Here is an 18252-nt window from a genome sequence, read left to right on the forward strand (position 1 = left end):
GTTCAGAAAAACAATAATAAAGCGCTAATATTTATAATATTAGCGCTTTTACTTTAAGGGAATAAAATGAAAAAGCTAATCGTAATAATCATTTCAAGTTTACTATTTCTATCTGGTTGTAGTTCACTGAGTGAAGACTCTCTAAGCAGTAATGAAAATATGGTATGCGAAAAAATAGCGGTGACAGGTAGTAATATTAAAAAGCGTACATGCATGTCAAAAGAGTTGGCAGAAGAAAGACGCAAAAAAAACCAAGAGGCAATGAGAGAAATTAACAAAAGAGGAAATATTTACCAAGATAGGAACTAATTTTACTACTAAGTTTAATTGCAATACTTTAACTTATTTTTGAAATCTTGATGTGTTAGTACTAATAATAATGCGGACAGGTTATCTATATTAAGTAAACTATTTGCTATTAAACTTACCCCTCCTCCAGGCTACATTATTTCATTGAATTTCGACTATCTGCCAAACCTTGTTAACGTGGTAACTTTGTATTTAGTTGGTGTTTTCTCGTATTTCAATAACGTATGTTTTACAAAAGCATTATATATGATTTATCTCTTAGTGAATTTAAGTAGTTGATTTTAATGGCAATAAGTTTTTAAGTGTTTGTCGTTATTTATAATTTATAGCTTATTTATTTTGAGTAACTATAAACTATAGTTGTTCTATTTCTAGCGATAATCATTGTAGAGGCTCCCGGCAAAAGTATCTGTAAATATGAATATAGAGGATATCCCGCATTACACTTAATAGGGGATAACTCTTCTTAAGTACATTCAATATTAACAGTTAAGGCCTTATCAGATACATGTAGCTTATCTGATGATTTTGGATGTTTTAACTTTGATTTACCGGTTAATGTGATACTCAGATGAATGTTATCAAATTAGTAAATAAAGAGATGGTTTTAATATCATTAGAACAAGTATTAAGGAATAATATTGGCCAGTTAATAACCAAATGTTCAAGCACTACCTTCACAATTGAGTTCATAATTTCCTCTCATTAAACAAACACTCATCAGTCGATGCTCTTTTCGAGTATAAAAATGATAATGAACATTTTTACGACATATCAAAGAAAGTTTATTTATGATTTGCAGCTGGCTAGCTCAATAAATCAGGTTAAACACGATGTAGGCCAAATTACAAAATAATATAACCAAACTTATAATCTGACATGTGTACCAATAGTTCTAAACTGAATTTTTCAAACAAATTAAATGCAGGCAGTAGTAGGTATTTACATAAAAGCCACACAGGTAGCTTGGTTATAATCTGCCTATCCTAAAAAGATCAGGATAAAATTTAAGTGATTACTTCAAAAGGTTTTTTCCACATATCTAAGTTAAAAAACATAAAATTTACAACTCAGATTGCAAAATAAGGAAGGAGTAAGTAATTATGCATGTTTACACATTAATTGGGTCCATTCCTATAATAAATTTTACAAGCATACTATAAGTCATATACTCGAAAAGACTAAAGTAATCGCATATACATCTTATTATTAAGGTATAAAAGTGAGGTTATCTAATTGATAGTAAGGTTATTTTTTATTTCACCTTAAATAAAAGAGACACTTTTTTAAACCTGCAGCTTTAGATATTTCTACTAAATATGAATGTTTTTATATATTTTAATGATGCTTTGTTACAAATCTTTACAAACATTCAAGTTATTGTTATTAAAGTGTTTTATTTTAAGGTGATATAAGCTTTAAATATACACATATTACTTTTTCAATAAAATCAGCTGCTTACTGTTGGTTTTAATGTAATGGTGAAAGATACATTTGTTATTTTTGCTGGTTTAAAGTTAATAATGTGTTGACCTCTTTGTTTCTCTAGTACTATCATCCGTCACACAATAAAGTCCTACTGTACCTTCATATAGGCATTTTTAGTCTTATTAAGTGGCTTTATTGCGCATTAATTTTAAAAATTAAGCATAAATAATAAAATAGTATTCTAGGGAGAATCAAATGTTAAACAATAAAATTTCAAAGGCAGTTCGCTTAGCGATTGCTTTTGGTACAGCATCAACGGCTGTTTTCGCTGCAAATTCAATTGCGGCAGAAGAAGGCGTTGAAAAAGTAGAACGTATAGAAGTTACAGGTTCACGTATTAAGCGCTTCTCAGAGGTTTCACCTACTCCTGTAACTACAATCACCGGCGAAGAGCTGTCTAATGCCGGCATCACAAACATATCAGATTTGTTACAAAAACTGCCTTCATCTGGCGTAGGCTCTGCACCTACAACAACTACTAACACTATTTTTGGTGCGGGTATAAATACTACAGATCTTCGTCAGCTTGGAGAAGGCCGTACTTTAGTACTTGTAAACGGTCGTCGATACGTAGGTGCTTCTGTAGATAATCCTGCGGTAGATTTAAACGGCATTCCGACTGAAATGATTGAACGTATGGATATTGTTCATGGCGGCGCGTCAGCAGTTTACGGTTCAGATGCAATTGCGGGTGTAGTTAATATTATTTTGAAAAAGTCTCAAGATACTATGGACTTCAACTACAAAAAATCTATTACAGAACAAAGTGGTGGTGAAGAAGAGTCTTTTTCATTCACATTTGGTGGTGAAAGCGACAAAATAAGTTTTATTACGAGCTTATCTTACTCAGAAACAGAACAGCTTGAAGCTCAAGACCGTGACTTTCTTCGTAACCCAGTTTCTGGAATGTTAAACCCTGATAATGTTTCTGACACAGATGGAATTCCACAGAATATCTTAGCTACAGGTGAGTTTGCCGGTTTGCAAACACTAGGCTATTACGATCGCGCAGGTGATGCATTCTTACCTGATGGCCATGTTGTATTTGGTGATAATGGTGAATTTAGTCCCGTTGCAGTTGGTGGTGTAACAAGACCTGCACCGAATAATCAACTTAGATATTTTGGTGACGGCTTCTCTAATGGTTACAAATTTATTGAACATCAAGATCTTGCAACACCACTTAATCGTTTTAATGTTTTTACAAACATTGTAAATAATTATGCTGACGATCATTCAATGAATTTTGAAGTTTCTTTTTCAAAAGCAAGTGCTTATGCAGAAAGTAGCCCAATTTTCCTTGCTGAATCGATTCGTTCAGATAATGCATTTTTAGACCCAGCTGCTAAAGCACAACTAGATGAAGCTAGTAGAGATTCAGTTACAATTTATAAGCTAGCTTCGGGTTTCGGTAATCGTACCTATGAAGATGATCGTACAACACTTAATACAACTCTTTCTTTCCAAGGGTTATTACTAGAAGAGTTCGATTACGAAGTATATTTTAGTTACGGTCGCAATAAAAACGACACTACATGGAACGGTGAATTCCTTACTGAGAACTTTAACAAGGCTATTGACGCGGTAGAAATTGACGGAGCAATTCGTTGTGCAGACCGTGATTCAGATGGTTCTTTAGTTGGTGCGTTAGATGGTTGTCAGGCATTGAGCCTGTTCGGTCTTAATGGTGCATCTCAAGAAGCTTTAGATTACGTTACTACCTCAGCATCAATTTCTAAAGTTAAACAGCAGCAAGTTATTGGTGGTGTTATTTCAGGTTATGCTTTTGATATGCCTGCCGGTGGTGTTTCTTTTGCTTTAAGTGCTGAGCATCGTAAAGAAACTGGTTCTAATGAACCTGGTGCAGCAATGCAGAATAATCTAGTGTTTGGTAACTTTGTAAAAGCATGGGATGGTGAATTTACAGTTGATGAAATTGGTGTTGAAATGTCAGTACCATTATTAGTGGATGCACCATTTGTTGATTCATTAAGCCTTGAGTTAGCCGCTCGTTACATGGATTACTCTTCAGTGGGCGATAATGTAGCTTGGAAGGTAGGCTTTAACTATGCAATGAACGATGAACTTCGTTTCCGTGGTACAAAGTCTAAGTCGGTTCGTGCTCCATCATTATCTCAACTTTATTCTGCTGGTACTCAGTCATTCGCGTCTTATGGCGATCCATGTGACCAAACTAATATATCTACAGCGAGTGATAGCAAAAAAGCAAACTTAATTGCTAACTGTCAAGCTGCAGGCATTCCAAATCCAGGTACTACAGTTGGAGATTGGAGACCATCTGATGATTGGCGTAGTGTTACTCCGCCAAGTGTGAATTCAGGTAATGCAAACCTTCAAGAAGAAACGTCTGACGATACATTATTTGGTGTAATTTATACCCCAACTGAAAATATCACGTTAATTGCAGATTATTGGAGTTTTGACGTTGAAGATGCAATTAACTCTTTAGGTGCACAGCGTGTTATTGATGATTGTTACGAAGCGTCTAGTTTAGATAATAGTGCTTGTGACTTAGTTGACCGTGATCCTACGACTCTTGATATTTCTGAGGTTCGTAATGGACCATATAACTTAGCATCTTACTCTCTTAAGGGTGTTGATTTAGAAGGTACATACAAGTATGAAACGAGCTACGGTTCATTTAACTTCCGTTTACTAGCAAGTTACCTTGAGCATAGAGAGTTTAATACAGATGTTTCTAGCGAAGGCTATGAACCAACACCTACAGTTGGTGAAGTAAGATACCCTCGTTGGCAGGGTAACCTAACGGTAGGCTATACTTACGATGATTTATACGTAGGTATGATTGGTAAATACCGTCATTCAACAGTATTAGACAGAGAGTGGACTGCTGAAAATAACAACTATAATGATGTTCCTTCTTATACAGAATGGTCAATAAATGGTCGTTATACTGTTAGCGAAATGCTTGAAGTAAGATTAGGTGTTTCAAACTTATTTGATATTACACCTCCTAGAAACCCTGGCACATACGATGATGGTGAGTTTTTCGACGTATACGGCAGACGTTTCAACTTAGGACTAAACTTACGTTTCTAATATCTTTAGTAAATAAGTTTATAAACGAAAGTGTTTAATATTAAAGCCTACTGAAATTTCAGTAGGCTTTTTTATGTTTTACTTGCCCTAATATGTTTTTATACGAACCGGCTTATATATGGGGTTTATTTAACGATAAGTAAATTTCGCTATAACTAGGCAAAAATTTTTACATCTAGTTGATATTACGTTTCTTTAGACTGGAAATTGTTGGATTTACTTAGCGGTTCTTCAGAAGTTTAAAAACATAGTGGATACCAACAAAAGATTATCTTTCATTACTTAAGCTGAAAATGTGGTGATTGGATATATTCTTGGGTAGTACAGGCCTCAACCTTGATCATATCTGATACGCCAATTACTTTTTTTGATAAAGAGGTTACGTACTTCAAAGCTACGTTAACAACGTCTTCGTATCCTTTAAAAGCCTATTCTAAATTTATTATATTCTAATCTGATGAATAGGGTGGTGCTTTAATATCTTTGAGTTTTAAAGCTATCAGCAGCATCACATTACATCACGCATAACAGCAGCTCTTTCATTTTTTCGTTTCAGTATTAAGCTTGCGTCACTCGCATAGCGTCTTTATCTATATAAGGAGTTATTAACACTCCTACCTCGCCGACTTTCTGAAATACAGACTAAGCATTTATACATATTTAATAGTAATTACTACAAAAAGTGACTCAGCTATTTTAGTTAGCCTGCCATCGGTGTGCGATTTTTGAAATCAATGAACATATAGCTTTATGGATTTTTTCTTTTTTAGAAAGGCCAAGTAGTACTTTTTCAGATAGTTGAATAGCTATAGTTGTCTCAATCATTTTTGTTAATTTTATGTAGGTAATTTATTTTTTGCATGCTTTTACACCTACATAATTCGCCACAATAAGGAAGTAAGTAACTTGTTTGAGGCGAGACTTAGATATGATTTCTTCAGTAAATAGCACTTATTCTAAATCAAGTTTTTGCAATAATGCAATAATGCAAAAAGAGCATTGTGTTTGTTTTTTGTTACTTTAAAGCTTTGTAAATAAAGAGTTTTATTTGGTTAGCCAAGTGTTGACCTTTTGCATAAGTTAGGACTACTATTCGAATCAAAATAGGTACTGTGATTGATTACAGACCGTTTTTGAAGGCAAAACAATTAAAATAGTATTCTAGGGAGAATCCAATGTTAAATAATCAAGTTTCAAAAGCTGTTCGCTTAGCGATTGCTTTTGGTGCAGCATCTACAGCTGTTTTTTCTATGAACACAATCGCTGCAAACGAAGGTGTTGAAAAAGTAGAGCGTATTCAAGTAACGGGTTCACGCATAAAGCGCACTGATATTGAAACAACCGTGCCAATCACATCAATTGGCCGAAGTGATATTATTCAAATGGGCGCATTGAATGTAGCTGATGTTTTGAATCAATCCCCGGTCACTATTGCTGGTTCAAACCAATCAAATAGTGCATTTGGTACTACAGGCGTTGGTCTTAACACTACATCTTTACGTAACTTAGGTTCTTCAAGAACATTAGTATTAGTGAATGGTCGTCGCTTTGTATCAGGCGTTTCTCCATCAAGTGGTTATGCGGTTGACTTAAATGCAATACCAGCATCAATGATTGAACGTATTGATATTCTTAAAAGTGCTTCTTCAGCGATTTATGGTTCAGATGCTGTTGCTGGTGTTGTGAACATTATTACGCGAAGCGATTTTGAAGGTGTTGAAGTTAACGCTCAAACAGGTGTTTCAGATGAGTCTGATCGCGAAAAATATTCTTTAAACCTTACTGCTGGTAATAGTTGGGATTCAGGTAGTGTAACAATTGCTGCTGGATATGATGATGATAAAGGTCTGAAGTCATCCGATCGAGACTTCTCAAGATATGATGAAGCTATATTTTTGAATGATGAGGGTGGTGAATATGTTGGTATTCAGAATTCTTCATATCCGCCTCAAGGCCGTGTTGGCGCATACAATGCAGATGGGACACCTTATGTAGGTGATGAGAATTCATTCAATCGTGCTTCTTACCGACAGTTAGTTACTCCGCTTGAGCGTAAATACGCAGCAGTTAATTTTAAACAAGATATTTCAGATAGTGTTCACTCTTTCACGGAAGTAAACTGGAATTCATCTAAAACATACAACTCGACTATTGAACCAACTCCTTTTACTACGGATGATGTATATCTACCTTCACGTGGTGGCGTTGGTGGGATTAAACTGGGAAGCCCTTTAGTTCCAGACCTTTTACGCCAAAATTTAATGTCTGATAATCCCGATTTAACAATGGATAATAATATTCCAACGTTAGTTCGCCGTATGGTTGAGTTTGGTGCTCGTTCAACAGATTTAGAGCGTGATACTATCCGTATTGCGACAGGTATAGATTGGGAAATTAATGACAACTGGCTTTTAAACTCTTATATTTCATGGGGTAAAACTGACCAGCGCCAAGAAAATGGTGGTCAAATAAATGTTGAACGTGCTGCAAATGCATTAGATGTATACACTAACGCAGAAGGTAACGTCCAATGTTCTAATGATTTAGCAGTACTTCAAGGATGTGTGCCTTTAGATTTGTTCGGTGCAGGAACTTTGTCTGATGAAGCTGTTGCATATGTAAGATCACCTGCAAAATCTCAAGGTCAAGTTGAGCAATTTATATTTTCAACAACCCTTTCAGGTGAATTACCAATTGAGCTAGAAGGTGGTATGGTTGGTCTAGCAGTTGGTGCAGAACATCGTCTTGAAAAAGGTTCATACTCTCCAGGTGATTTAGCGCAAACTGGTGCTTCAAGTACAAATAAATCTGAGCCTACGAATGGTAGCTTCTACACTAACGATGTTTTTGTTGAAACTGTATTACCAGTTCTCGAAAATGTTGAACTAGATTTAGCCGCTCGCTATTCAGATCATGAAATTGTTGGTGGACAAACAACATGGAATGCAGGTGTACAATACTCTCCTACAGATACAGTAAAATTAAGAGCATCAGCAGCGCGAGCTATTAGAACTCCAAATATTGCTGATTTATTCGGTGGTAGAGGTGAAACATTTTCAGGTGTTGCAGATCCATGTGATGCAATTACTGCATCATCTACCGGAAATGTAGCGGCTAACTGTCTTTCTATCGCTGAAGTGGCTAATCGAGTTGCTACTGAAGGCGCATTCAATTTAACAACTATTGAACGTCAAAGCACTGGCGGTTATGTTGGTGGTAATGAAGATGTAAAAGAAGAAACATCTGATTCATTTAGTGTTGGCGCTATTTGGCAAGTGACTGATGAATTTTCATTAACGCTTGACTACTACGATATTGCTGTAGATAACGCTATTGCTACCACTGCTAGAACAACGGTATTAAACCGATGCTACGGTGTTAATCCATCAGACTTTGATGCGACATGTGGTGGGGCAATACGTGATACAAGAGGTGCTTTGACAGAAGTTAGCTCTGGTACTAGCAATGAAAATGATTTAAGCACAAAAGGCTTGGATATTGAATTAAGCTATAAACAAGAATTTGCTTACGGGCAATTATCAGCTGACTTGATTTGGAATCATTTGTATGAGTATGCTGAAACATCAATTGAATCTGGTGAAGAGATAGATTACAGAGGTGAAGTATTAACTCCTACTAATCGTGCAAATTTAAATTTAGGCTATGCAGTTGATGACTTTGCAGTATCATGGCGCATGAAGTACTGGGCAAGTTCAAATGATAGTAATATTGAAGGAAACCAAAATTTCTCAACTGGTGCTCCTTTAGAAAAGTTTAATCGCTTCCCGACTGTTATTTATCATGATCTATCAGGTACTTATAACATCACTGATGGAACAGACGTTACTTTGTCAGTTCGAAATGTTTTTGATAAGCAACCTCCTGTAGCAAACCAAAGTTCTGTAAGTGGAGCATCAGGTATAAACACTGTTGGTGAAGCTTATGATGTTACTGGTCGTTATTTCCAGTTAAGCTTTACTACTAAGTTCTAATTATTATTTATATAAAATGATAAAAGCCGCGATTTTAATCGCGGTTTTTTTATAAATAAATTTTATATACATTAATAAATTATGTGTCGTAGTTATTTTTGAAAAATACCCTTATACTAAAAAAGAATATTTAAATAAATCTAATCACACAATTTAGCGAGATATAAATGAAAGAAGTCCGATCTTTTATTAAAACAGCATCATTAACGGATCTTGAAAAAGCCCAACAGCTTATCAATGATGCAATTTCAAAATATACCCAGCAGCAAAAAGCGAAACAGGAAGTTTTGGATCTTTTAAAAGAAAAAGGACTTACGCTAGAAGATTTACAAGATGGAGCATCTGACAAACGTACTAAAGTTAAGCCTAAGTACCGCATGGAACTTAATGGTGAGACTATTGAATGGACAGGCCGTGGCCGTCGTCCTAAAGCGTTTGAAGGTGTTGAGCTTGAGAAGTTTTTAGCTTAAAGCTAAATATAAGAGAAGCTTCGGCTTCTCTTTTTTGTTTCCCCCTCAATAAAATATAATTAAAGTTTAAAACTCCCAGCTATTATTTGCTAAAATCTCTTCACTCAAACCTATTTGTTTTCCCATGAGCTATAAACTAAGACCTTACCAGCAAGAAGCCGTAGAACGAACCGTTTTACACTTTAGAAAGAGTAATGATCCTGCCGTTATTGTGCTACCAACCGGCGCAGGTAAGAGTTTGGTTATTGCTGAACTTGCCCGTATTGCTAAGCAAAAAATATTAGTACTTGCTCATGTAAAAGAGTTGGTAGAGCAAAATTCGCAAAAATATAAAAGTTTTGGTTTAGAGGCGAGTATATTTTCAGCAGGTTTAAAAGAAAAGTCATTAAACCATCAAGTAACCTTTGCCAGTGTGCAATCACTTTCTCGTAATTTAAATAAATTAAATGAGCATTATTCGTTACTTATTATTGATGAATGCCACAGAGTAAATGGGGATAAAAAAAGCCAGTACGGAAAAGTAATAAGTAGTTTAAAAGAATATAACCCTCAGTTAAAAGTATTGGGTTTAACAGCAACACCTTATCGGCTAGGAACGGGGTGGATATACCATCATCATTATCATGGCTTTGTTAAAGGGACTAAAGAAAGCCCGTTTAAAAGTTGTATTTTTGAATTGCCGCTCAGGTATATGATCAAACATAATTATTTAACGCCGCCTAACGAAGTTGATGCAGCAATTAGCCATTATGATTTTTCGTCCTTAGATAGCAATGCATTTGGGCAATATACAACTGATGACATGAATGCGCTTTTAAAAAACAGTGAGCGCGCAACGAAAGCTATATTACAGCAAGTAATTCAATACAGTGAGCAGCGTGAAGGTGTTATGGTTTTTGCCGCCACGGTATTGCATGCTCAGGAAATATTAAGCTACCTACCAGCTCATCAAAGTGCGCTAATAACAGGTGATACGCCAAACACTGAGCGCGATAAAATCATTAAGCAATTTAAAGCTAAGCAATTAAAGTATTTAGTTAATATTTCGGTATTAACTACAGGTTTTGATGCGCCGCACGTTGATTTTATTGCTATTTTACGCCCTACAGAATCGGTTAGTTTATATCAGCAAATTGTGGGGCGAGGTTTAAGGTTATCTGAATCGAAAACGGATTGCTTAGTAATAGATTATGCCGGCAATGGTTTTAATTTATTTCACCCTGAAGTGGGTGATAAAAAAGGCGATAGTGATAACGAGCCTGTGCAGGTACTTTGCCCAGGTTGTGGGTTTGCTAATATATTTTGGGGTAAAACTGATTCTGCTGGAAAAGTAATAGAGCACTTTGGCAGGCGATGTAAAGGGTTGTTAGAAGACGATAGTGGCCATAAAGAGCAGTGCGATTATCGTTTTAGATTTAAAGAATGCGAGCAGTGCGGCGCTCAAAATGATATTGCTGCACGACAATGCCATGATTGCGGCGCGGTAATGGCTGACCCTGATGATAAGCTACGTAATGCATTAAACTTAAAAGACGCACTTGTGCTTCGATGTAGTGGGTTATCGGTAACTCAAATTAAAGACGATTTAATTAAAATAACGTATTTTGATGAAGATGGCGCAAGTTGCGATGAGGTATATAACCTCGCAAATAAAGGCGGGCAATTTATATTTAATAAGCAATTTGGTCTACGAGTAGGACTTGGGCAAACACCTATTAATTTTAAGACTGCAGAGCAAGTAGTAAACGCACAATTTGAATTAGTACCACCGGATTTTGTTATTGCACGAAAAAGCAAAAAGTATGGTTGGAAAGTGGCTGATAAACTATTTGACTATAAAGGGGGTTTTAGAAAGGCAAATCAGTTAAGCCGCTAAGCTTAACTGATAGAGTACATTGAACTAATACAATTAAAAGGCAACTAAGCTTCTTCACCGTCCATTAATCCCCAGCCATCACCGTATCCATTAAAGCTATTAGCAATACTTTCAATGTATTGCTCTGCTTGTCCTAGAAGGGTGTGCTCTGGCACCATTTGTACTTGAGTGATTACTTCCCAAACGCCAGTGTCTTTGCATTTTTCGAGCTCAGCATTTTGAACTAATGCATCAGAGACTATTTCTTTAGCAAATTTTTCAGCATCGGCTTCTTGTTCAAATAAAATAAAAAAATCGACTTGGTGCATTTTATTTAAATCAATGCCAGCAGCGGCTATTTCGGCTAAAAGTTGGCCGTTATCATCATCAGGGAATTGCATTAAAAACTCATTTAAAATTAATTTTTTATTCGTAGGCACTATTGTAACTAAAATATTGTCTTAACGCGTACTAATTTTAATTATGCTGATATTTATTCAAAGTTAAATTTACGCGTTAGATTGTTATTAAGTTAATGTGTTGCTCATTATGGCTATGCTAATATGCGGGTAATTAACTAGTTTTTTGTAAGATATTAAAAGTAAGGATATTTACTTGTTTATTAAGTTTTTACGTTGCATGTGTGTTGTGAGCGCTTTAATTGCGACAAATAGCTATGCGGCAGAAAAAGTCATAGAAGATTACGAAATTGAAGGGTTAAGTGGCGATTTAGAAAATAACGTAGCTCTTTACCTCAAGCAGTTAATTGGCGAGAAGCCAACCCGTACACTTCGCCGTTATGCTCAAAAACAAGTACAAAATAGCATCAAAGCACTTGGCTATTATAGCCCGACCGTCGAGGTTATTTATGATAAAGACGACAGCGAACTAATTGTTAAAGTTGAACGGGGGCCTGCAACTCGCATAGAAGCAATTAATATTACGCTAAACGGTGATGGTCAAAGCGATACCCAATTACAGGCATTGATTAAAAGCAATCACTTAAAGCAAGGTGATGTTTTAAATCATGGTAAATATGACTATGCTCATAAAAAAATAGAATCTATGTTGCTGGAGCTTGGTTATTTTGATGCTAAGTGGCCAGCGCGCAAATTAGAAGTGTCGCTTAAAAAAAATAGTGCTGTTATTACTTTCATAATTGATACCGGAGTTAGGTATGAGTTTGGCGATATACAAATTGCCAGTAGTACACCCGCTGAAAAATACATACGCTCTATAGCGCCTTTCTCGCAGGGCCAACCTTATAAATCAACACATATTGCTGACTATAACTTGGATTTATCAAGTACCCCTTATTTTGCCAGTGTACGTGTTTATGCTGACATTGCAGCGCGCAAAAACAGCCAAGTACCGATTAAAGTTGAAGTATTACCCAAGCCAGCTAACAGCTATGAAATTGGCGGTGGTTTTAGTACTGACTTAGGGCCCAAGGTGCGTTTTAAATGGAGTAAACCGTGGATCACAGAAGACGGCCATTACCTCGAAACTAATTTAAATGTGGCACAAAAGCAGCAAGATATTTCCATGGCTTATACAATTCCGGTTGATGATCCTAATGATGATTTATGGCGATTCTCTGTCGGTTATAAATTAGAAGATGAGCTCACAAACGACACTTACAGTGAAATATTAACGGGGCAAGTTCAGCGCCAATGGTTGACCGAAAATAAGTGGGTGCGTACTGCATTTTTACGCCGCGACCAAGAAACCTACCGTATTGGTGATGAAGACGAAGAAAGTACCGAAATGTTAATGCCTGGCATTAGCTACGCGCGCAAAAAATCAAAAGGCGGCACGACTCCTTATTGGGGAGAGCAGTGGCTTATATCTGCTGAGTTTGGCTTAGATGATGTGCTTTCGAGTACTAATCTGATTAGGGTGCAAATGCAACATGCATGGCTACGCACTTATTTTGACCGCCACTTGGTGTTTTTAAAAGCGAATGTAGGAGCAATGCTTGTTGATGATATTAACAACGTGCCATTTTCACTTCGGTTTTACGCAGGTGGCGATCAAAGCGTTCGTGGTTTTGCGTACCAATCAATTTCGCCTGAGAACGATGACGGCGAGCTAATAGGTGGTAAGTATTTACTATCGGGGACGATGGAATATAACTACCAGTTTGCTAAAAATTGGCGAGCAGCTTTATTTGTTGATGGTGGTACTGCGACTAATGATTTTTCTGATGATTTTGAAGTAGGTGCTGGTTTTGGTTTTCGCTATTTAACTCCCGTTGGCCCCGTGCGTATAGACCACGCTTGGGGATTAACAAAAGAAAGTAAAAGCACACGTTTAAGTATTACCATAGGGCCAGAAATTTAATGTCAGTATTAAAAAAGATAACAGCCGCCGTAAGTGCTATTTTTGTCACGTTAGTTGTTGCACTATTTTGTTTGTTATTTACCGCACCCGGTAATCAATTTATTGCTTATAGTGCAAACAAAGCAGTAGATGGACTACATATTGAAATTAAAGATGGCCGTTTTATTTATAATGATGCCTTTAATGTACGCTTTGCTAGCAACGGATTGGACTTTAATGCACAACAATTGAAAATTGATTTGTTTTGGTGGCAGTGCGATGGAATTTGTATAGATAACTTAAGTGCTAAATCTATAAATTTAACATTACCAAAAACTGCAGAGTCACAAGAAGAAGCCGCTGCAGAGCCGCTCGAAAAAATCAGCTTACCTTTTAATATTGCTGTAAAAAACATTGCGATCAATAAATTTACTCTAGAGCATCCAAGTGCAAACGTAAGCGTTAATAATTTTAAACTCTCAGCAAAAGCAGAGGGTTCAAAGCTGACGGTTAAAAGCCTGAATATTCCCACCATACTTGTTGCCTTAAAAGAGCAAGAACAAGATGCGAAAACACAAACGGCGCAAAATACTCAAGCGCCTTTAACGCACCTACCCGCATTGCCTAATATAGAATTTACTTCGCCACTTGATTTAGTTGTTGAAGACTTTGAAATAGCTAAAATTACGATTGAGCAAAACGAAGCCCAACATGTTATTGAAAACATCTCGCTGCAATTAAGTGTGGAAGATGCGGTTATTAATTTAGAGTCATTCTCAGCAAAGTATGAACAGTGGCAGCTTAATACACATCTTAACGCTGAGCTTGCAGGGAACTTACCTTTAAAAGGGAGTGTGGTTTTACAAAGTGATGAGCACCAAGCCAATTTGCAGTTGAATGGTGACTTATCAAACCTAAACCTAAATTTAGAAACGCAGGGGCAATACCCACTTAGTTTAACGGCAACGGCAAATTTAAAGCAAAAAAACTATCCGTTTGAGTTAAATGGCAAAATTAAACAGTGGCTTATTGATGCACAAAGTAATGAGCTGAAGGTTAAAAATGTTAGCCTTAATGCTAAAGGTAATGCCGACGACTATCAGCTTACACTGCTGGCAAATAGTCAATTAGGCGCGTACCCAGCTGTAGATTTAAATACCCAATTAAAAGGCAGTCTTACCAAAGCAACTTTACAAGCGCTTAGTATAAAAGCGAATGAGAGCAGCGCAGTGATTAAAGCCAATGTTGATTGGCAACAAGGTATAAAGGCTAACTTTAATGGCACGCTTGCTAATTTAAAAGCGCAGTATTTAACTGACGCTGCAACAAGTGATATTTCAGGGCAGTTTAAAGGCTCGTTTAATGTAGCTGACGACAAGTGGCAGCTACAAATGAATAATACAAAGTTAAGCGGATTACTTAACGACGTGCCACTAGAATTTGCCTCAAACTTTAAGCTAGACAACACGTTAAAAGCGAACATTGATAGCTTTTATTTAAGTAGTGGCACCAACAAGTTAGCGCTAAGTGGGCAAGTTGACGACATTTGGCAGGTTGATGGCAAAGTAACGCTAAAAAGTGATGAAAAAGCTAATATTCCATTTACTGCAGATGGCTTTGCAGATTTAAAAGTGAGAGGCGAGCGATTAACGCCTTCAGTTGATTTAGCGTTAATACTAGATCGCTTTATTTTTGATGAAATAAACATTGATAAATTATCAGTAAAAGGGCAGTTAGATACCGCTGCCGATTGGCAAACCGATGTATCGGTGAGTGTTGGTTCGGCGCTTGTAGCCGAACAGCAAATTAATAGCGTTAAAATTGATATTAGCGGCGACAAAACAGATCACCAACTTACGGCATCTATAAATGCCGAGCAAGGCAGTGTAGAGCTTGAAGTTAATGGCAAAATTAATAATACCACTTGGAATGGCGAGCTTAGTAATGTAACGCTCAGCGATAAAAAGCTTAGTTTTAGTAATACTAAAAATATCGTCATTATGTTTAACACTCAAACTAGCGACTTTAACGTAAGCGCGCATTGTTGGGCATCTGAGCAAAGTAAATTATGCATAGACACCTTAGCGCAGTCAAAAAATCTCGGTCAGTTAAATGCTAAACTAAGCAACTTAGCACTTGAAGAACTTAAGCACTTTTTGCCTGACAATATTCGTACTCGCGGTAATATAGCTGGCGATGTGGCACTTAACTGGCAAAGCGGTGCGCTTAAAACATTACGTGCAAATATCGATTCTACTGATTTAACAGCGGTACTTACCTCTGAAGAAGATCGTTTTAAATTACCTATTGAAACATTAAGCATTAGTGCGTTTTCGGATTCTCAAATTGGCAAGCTTGAAGCTAATTTAGAATCAAGTGTGCTTGGGAAAATAAACACACAAATTAATATCGATGATATACAAAATACGCAAGCGCTTAATGGCACCATTAATATCGATAAAATACTCCTTTCAGACTTACAACCTTTTCTTGAAACCCTTGAGCAGTTAAAAGGTGATATTAGCGGGAAAGTGGCGTTAGCTGGTACGTTAAAAGATCCTTTATTAAATGGCGAACTTAATGTGAGCGATATTAGTTTAGAGGGCGAGCAACTACCTATAGCGCTGCAAAAATCAAACATAAACGTATTGTTTGATAAAACAACAGCCACAATAAAAGGCAACTTAAACGACAATCAAGGCGGTAAAATAAATCTCACCGGTGACGTTGATTGGCAAGGTGCGCAACCTGCTGTAAATGTTGCGGTAGTTGGCGAGCAGTTTTATGTACGCGCGCAGCAAGGGGTTACTTTTAAAGTATCGCCGGATTTAAAAATAGGCTTGGCTAATAATGCACTCAAGCTTGCTGGTGAGGTAATTGTGCCTTACGGTCGTATAATGATTGAAGAGCTTCCTGAGGGCGCGGTGCAAGTTAGCGATGATGAAATTATTGTTGATAAAAAAACCGAGGCCACCGAAACAGTTCCGTTTGATTACGACATAGATTTAAAAGTGATTGTTAAAAACGATGTAAAAGTAGAGTCGTTTGGCTTGGAATCAAAAGTTGCGGGTGATTTAGCGATAAAAATGAGTCAAGGTGCGCCAATCATAGCCACAGGTGAGCTTAACTTAATTGAAGGTACTTACTTAGCCTTTGGGCAAGATTTAATAATCAGCACCGGGCAAGTAGGTTTTAGCGGTTCAATTGAACAACCATTTTTAAATATTAAAGCAATACGTAACCCCGACACGACTGCAAATGGTGTCATTGCAGGGGTTACGCTCACGGGTAATGTTGAACAACCAACGCTTAAAATATTTTCTGAGCCTGCGATGGATCAAGCTCAAGCACTCGCATATTTACTTAATGGCCAACCTTTAGGCGATGGAGAAAGTTCGTCAAGCGATGCGATGCTTACGCAGTTATTGCTTTCTCAAGGGGTTAGCCGCAGCGAAGGGGTTGTTTCTAAGGTAGGTGAAACCTTTGGGCTGTCAGATGTAAGTTTAAGCTCATCAGGTAGTGGTGATAGCACCAAAGTAGAAATATCAGGTTACGTAGCACCTAGCTTACAAGTTAAATATAGCGTGGGTGTATTTGATTCGCTCAGTGAAGTGGCTGTGCGTTATCAGTTACTTTCACAGTTATACATAGAAATAACGAGCGGCCTATACCAAAATGTTGATGTGCTATATAAGTTTGACTGGGAATAACAAAAACTATAATAATTATAAGGATATAAGCGATGAAAAAAATTATATTACCAGCTCTGCTTAGTGTTTTATTAAGCGGTTGTGCTCAACAACTAGGTAATGGTGTTGCTAAACAAGAGCTACCTTTATTGAGCGCGAGTGAGGTAATTGCGAGTGCAACAGATAATGACTGGCGAGTAGTGAACGCTCAAAATACTTTAAAGATAACGCTGCCAACGGGCGATGCGTAGATTGAGCTTAATGAACTGCTTGCCCCAAAGCACGTTCAAAATATTAAAAAGTTAGCACGAGAAGGGTTTTATAAAAATACCAACGTTTATCGGTTTGTTGAAGGTTTTGTAGCGCAAGGTGGCGACAGTTCGGGTAAAAAGTTAATTAAAACAGCGGATAAAACAGTCCCTGCTGAGTTTTATTTAACAACAAACAAACCACTTAAAATTACTGAGCTAAATGGCGACGGATATGCGCCTGTTACGGGTTTTTTAAACGGCTTTACAGTAGCTCAAAATTCAGCACATACGCAAACATGGCAAGTGCATTGTAGTGGCGTGTTTGCAATGGCGCGCGATAACGATATAAATAGTGCGAGTACGGAGTTTTTTGTAACGATAGGGCAAGGCCCTCGTTACCTTGATAAAAACATTACGGTGTTTGGCCGAGTGCTCGAAGGTATAGAGCATTTTAATCGTTTAGCGCGTACACCAACTGAAGGAAAAGTATTTAACCCAATTACCAATATACAAGTACTTGGCGATATACAAAGCGATAAAAGTATATTTAAAGTGATGAAAACAAACTCATCTGTGTTTAAAAACTTGATCAGTGCTCGTAAAAACCGTATTGAACCATGGTTTGTTAAAGCACATAATTACGTTGATGTGTGTGGTATGCCTATACCCACTAAGCGTGAAGTTAATTAAATATACAAATAGAAAAGGAGCCTAGGCTTAATGCCAGTCAGTTAAGCTGACTGGCATTTTTCTTTTTATGGGGATACTTAGATGGTTTTGGCTTAACCCATCGGG

At 37.0% G+C, this 18252-nt stretch carries 8 protein-coding genes and 1 pseudogene; 8 read left to right on the forward strand and 1 reads right to left on the reverse strand.

Annotated features, from left to right (window positions below; genetic code table 11):
* Positions 1-66: 66 nt before the first annotated feature.
* The 5 genes from I6F54_RS16825 to I6F54_RS16845 all read left to right on the forward strand — a co-directional run bounded on the left by I6F54_RS16825 (position 67) and on the right by I6F54_RS16845 (position 11216).
* Positions 67-309 carry a hypothetical protein gene (locus tag I6F54_RS16825; protein WP_024593662.1) on the forward strand — a complete coding sequence of 81 codons (243 nt, stop codon included), beginning with the start codon at positions 67-69 and terminating at the stop codon, positions 307-309.
* A gap of 1683 nt (positions 310-1992) precedes the next feature.
* Positions 1993-4878: a TonB-dependent receptor plug domain-containing protein gene (locus I6F54_RS16830; RefSeq protein WP_197142410.1), complete on the forward strand. Its 2886-nt coding sequence runs from the start codon at positions 1993-1995 to the stop codon at positions 4876-4878.
* 1175 nt (positions 4879-6053) lie between these two features.
* A complete protein-coding gene (locus I6F54_RS16835; RefSeq protein WP_165741699.1) occupies positions 6054-8870 on the forward strand; it encodes a TonB-dependent receptor domain-containing protein in 2817 nt (938 codons plus the stop codon).
* A gap of 167 nt (positions 8871-9037) precedes the next feature.
* Entirely contained in the window at positions 9038-9340 is a 303-nt protein-coding gene (locus tag I6F54_RS16840; RefSeq protein ID WP_007586043.1) for an H-NS histone family protein, read from the forward strand.
* Between the two features lie 124 nt (positions 9341-9464).
* Positions 9465-11216 (forward strand): DEAD/DEAH box helicase, encoded by a 1752-nt coding sequence (locus I6F54_RS16845; protein ID WP_197119524.1) that lies wholly within the window; start codon positions 9465-9467, stop codon positions 11214-11216.
* A gap of 44 nt (positions 11217-11260) precedes the next feature.
* Here the strand turns inward: I6F54_RS16845 and I6F54_RS16850 are convergent, their stop codons facing one another.
* On the reverse strand, positions 11261-11596 hold the full coding sequence (locus I6F54_RS16850; protein WP_165725436.1) for a ribonuclease E inhibitor RraB: 336 nt from the start codon (positions 11594-11596) through the stop codon (positions 11261-11263).
* 214 nt (positions 11597-11810) lie between these two features.
* Here I6F54_RS16850 and I6F54_RS16855 point away from each other — a divergent pair, with 214 nt between their 5' ends.
* The 3 genes and pseudogenes from I6F54_RS16855 to I6F54_RS16865 all read left to right on the forward strand — a co-directional run bounded on the left by I6F54_RS16855 (position 11811) and on the right by I6F54_RS16865 (position 18147).
* Complete coding sequence (locus I6F54_RS16855) at positions 11811-13538, forward strand: autotransporter assembly complex protein TamA (protein ID WP_197142411.1); 1728 nt, start codon at positions 11811-11813, stop codon at positions 13536-13538.
* Positions 13538-17227, forward strand: a complete 3690-nt coding sequence (gene tamB / locus I6F54_RS16860; protein WP_197142412.1) for an autotransporter assembly complex protein TamB — start codon at positions 13538-13540, stop codon at positions 17225-17227. Before I6F54_RS16855 ends, tamB begins: the two co-directional genes overlap by 1 nt.
* A 32-nt stretch (positions 17228-17259) precedes the next feature.
* A pseudogene (locus I6F54_RS16865) lies at positions 17260-18147 on the forward strand (peptidylprolyl isomerase).
* Positions 18148-18252 lie beyond the last annotated feature (105 nt).

Origin of the sequence: Pseudoalteromonas sp. SWXJZ10B (assembly GCF_015864475.1) — a bacterium.
Taxonomy (GTDB): Bacteria; Pseudomonadota; Gammaproteobacteria; order Enterobacterales; family Alteromonadaceae; genus Pseudoalteromonas; species Pseudoalteromonas arctica.

Excerpts from the sequence above, each read along its gene's own strand:
- I6F54_RS16840 (WP_007586043.1), top strand. The coding sequence starts at position 9,038 with ATGAAAGAAGTCCGATCTTTTATTAAAACAGCATCATTAACGGATCTT.
- I6F54_RS16825 (WP_024593662.1), top strand. The coding sequence starts at position 67 with ATGAAAAAGCTAATCGTAATAATCATTTCAAGTTTACTATTTCTATCT.
- I6F54_RS16830 (WP_197142410.1), top strand. The coding sequence starts at position 1,993 with ATGTTAAACAATAAAATTTCAAAGGCAGTTCGCTTAGCGATTGCTTTT.
- I6F54_RS16845 (WP_197119524.1), top strand. The coding sequence starts at position 9,465 with ATGAGCTATAAACTAAGACCTTACCAGCAAGAAGCCGTAGAACGAACC.
- I6F54_RS16850 (WP_165725436.1), bottom strand. The coding sequence starts at position 11,596 with ATGCAATTCCCTGATGATGATAACGGCCAACTTTTAGCCGAAATAGCC.
- tamB (WP_197142412.1), top strand. The coding sequence starts at position 13,538 with ATGTCAGTATTAAAAAAGATAACAGCCGCCGTAAGTGCTATTTTTGTC.
- I6F54_RS16835 (WP_165741699.1), top strand. The coding sequence starts at position 6,054 with ATGTTAAATAATCAAGTTTCAAAAGCTGTTCGCTTAGCGATTGCTTTT.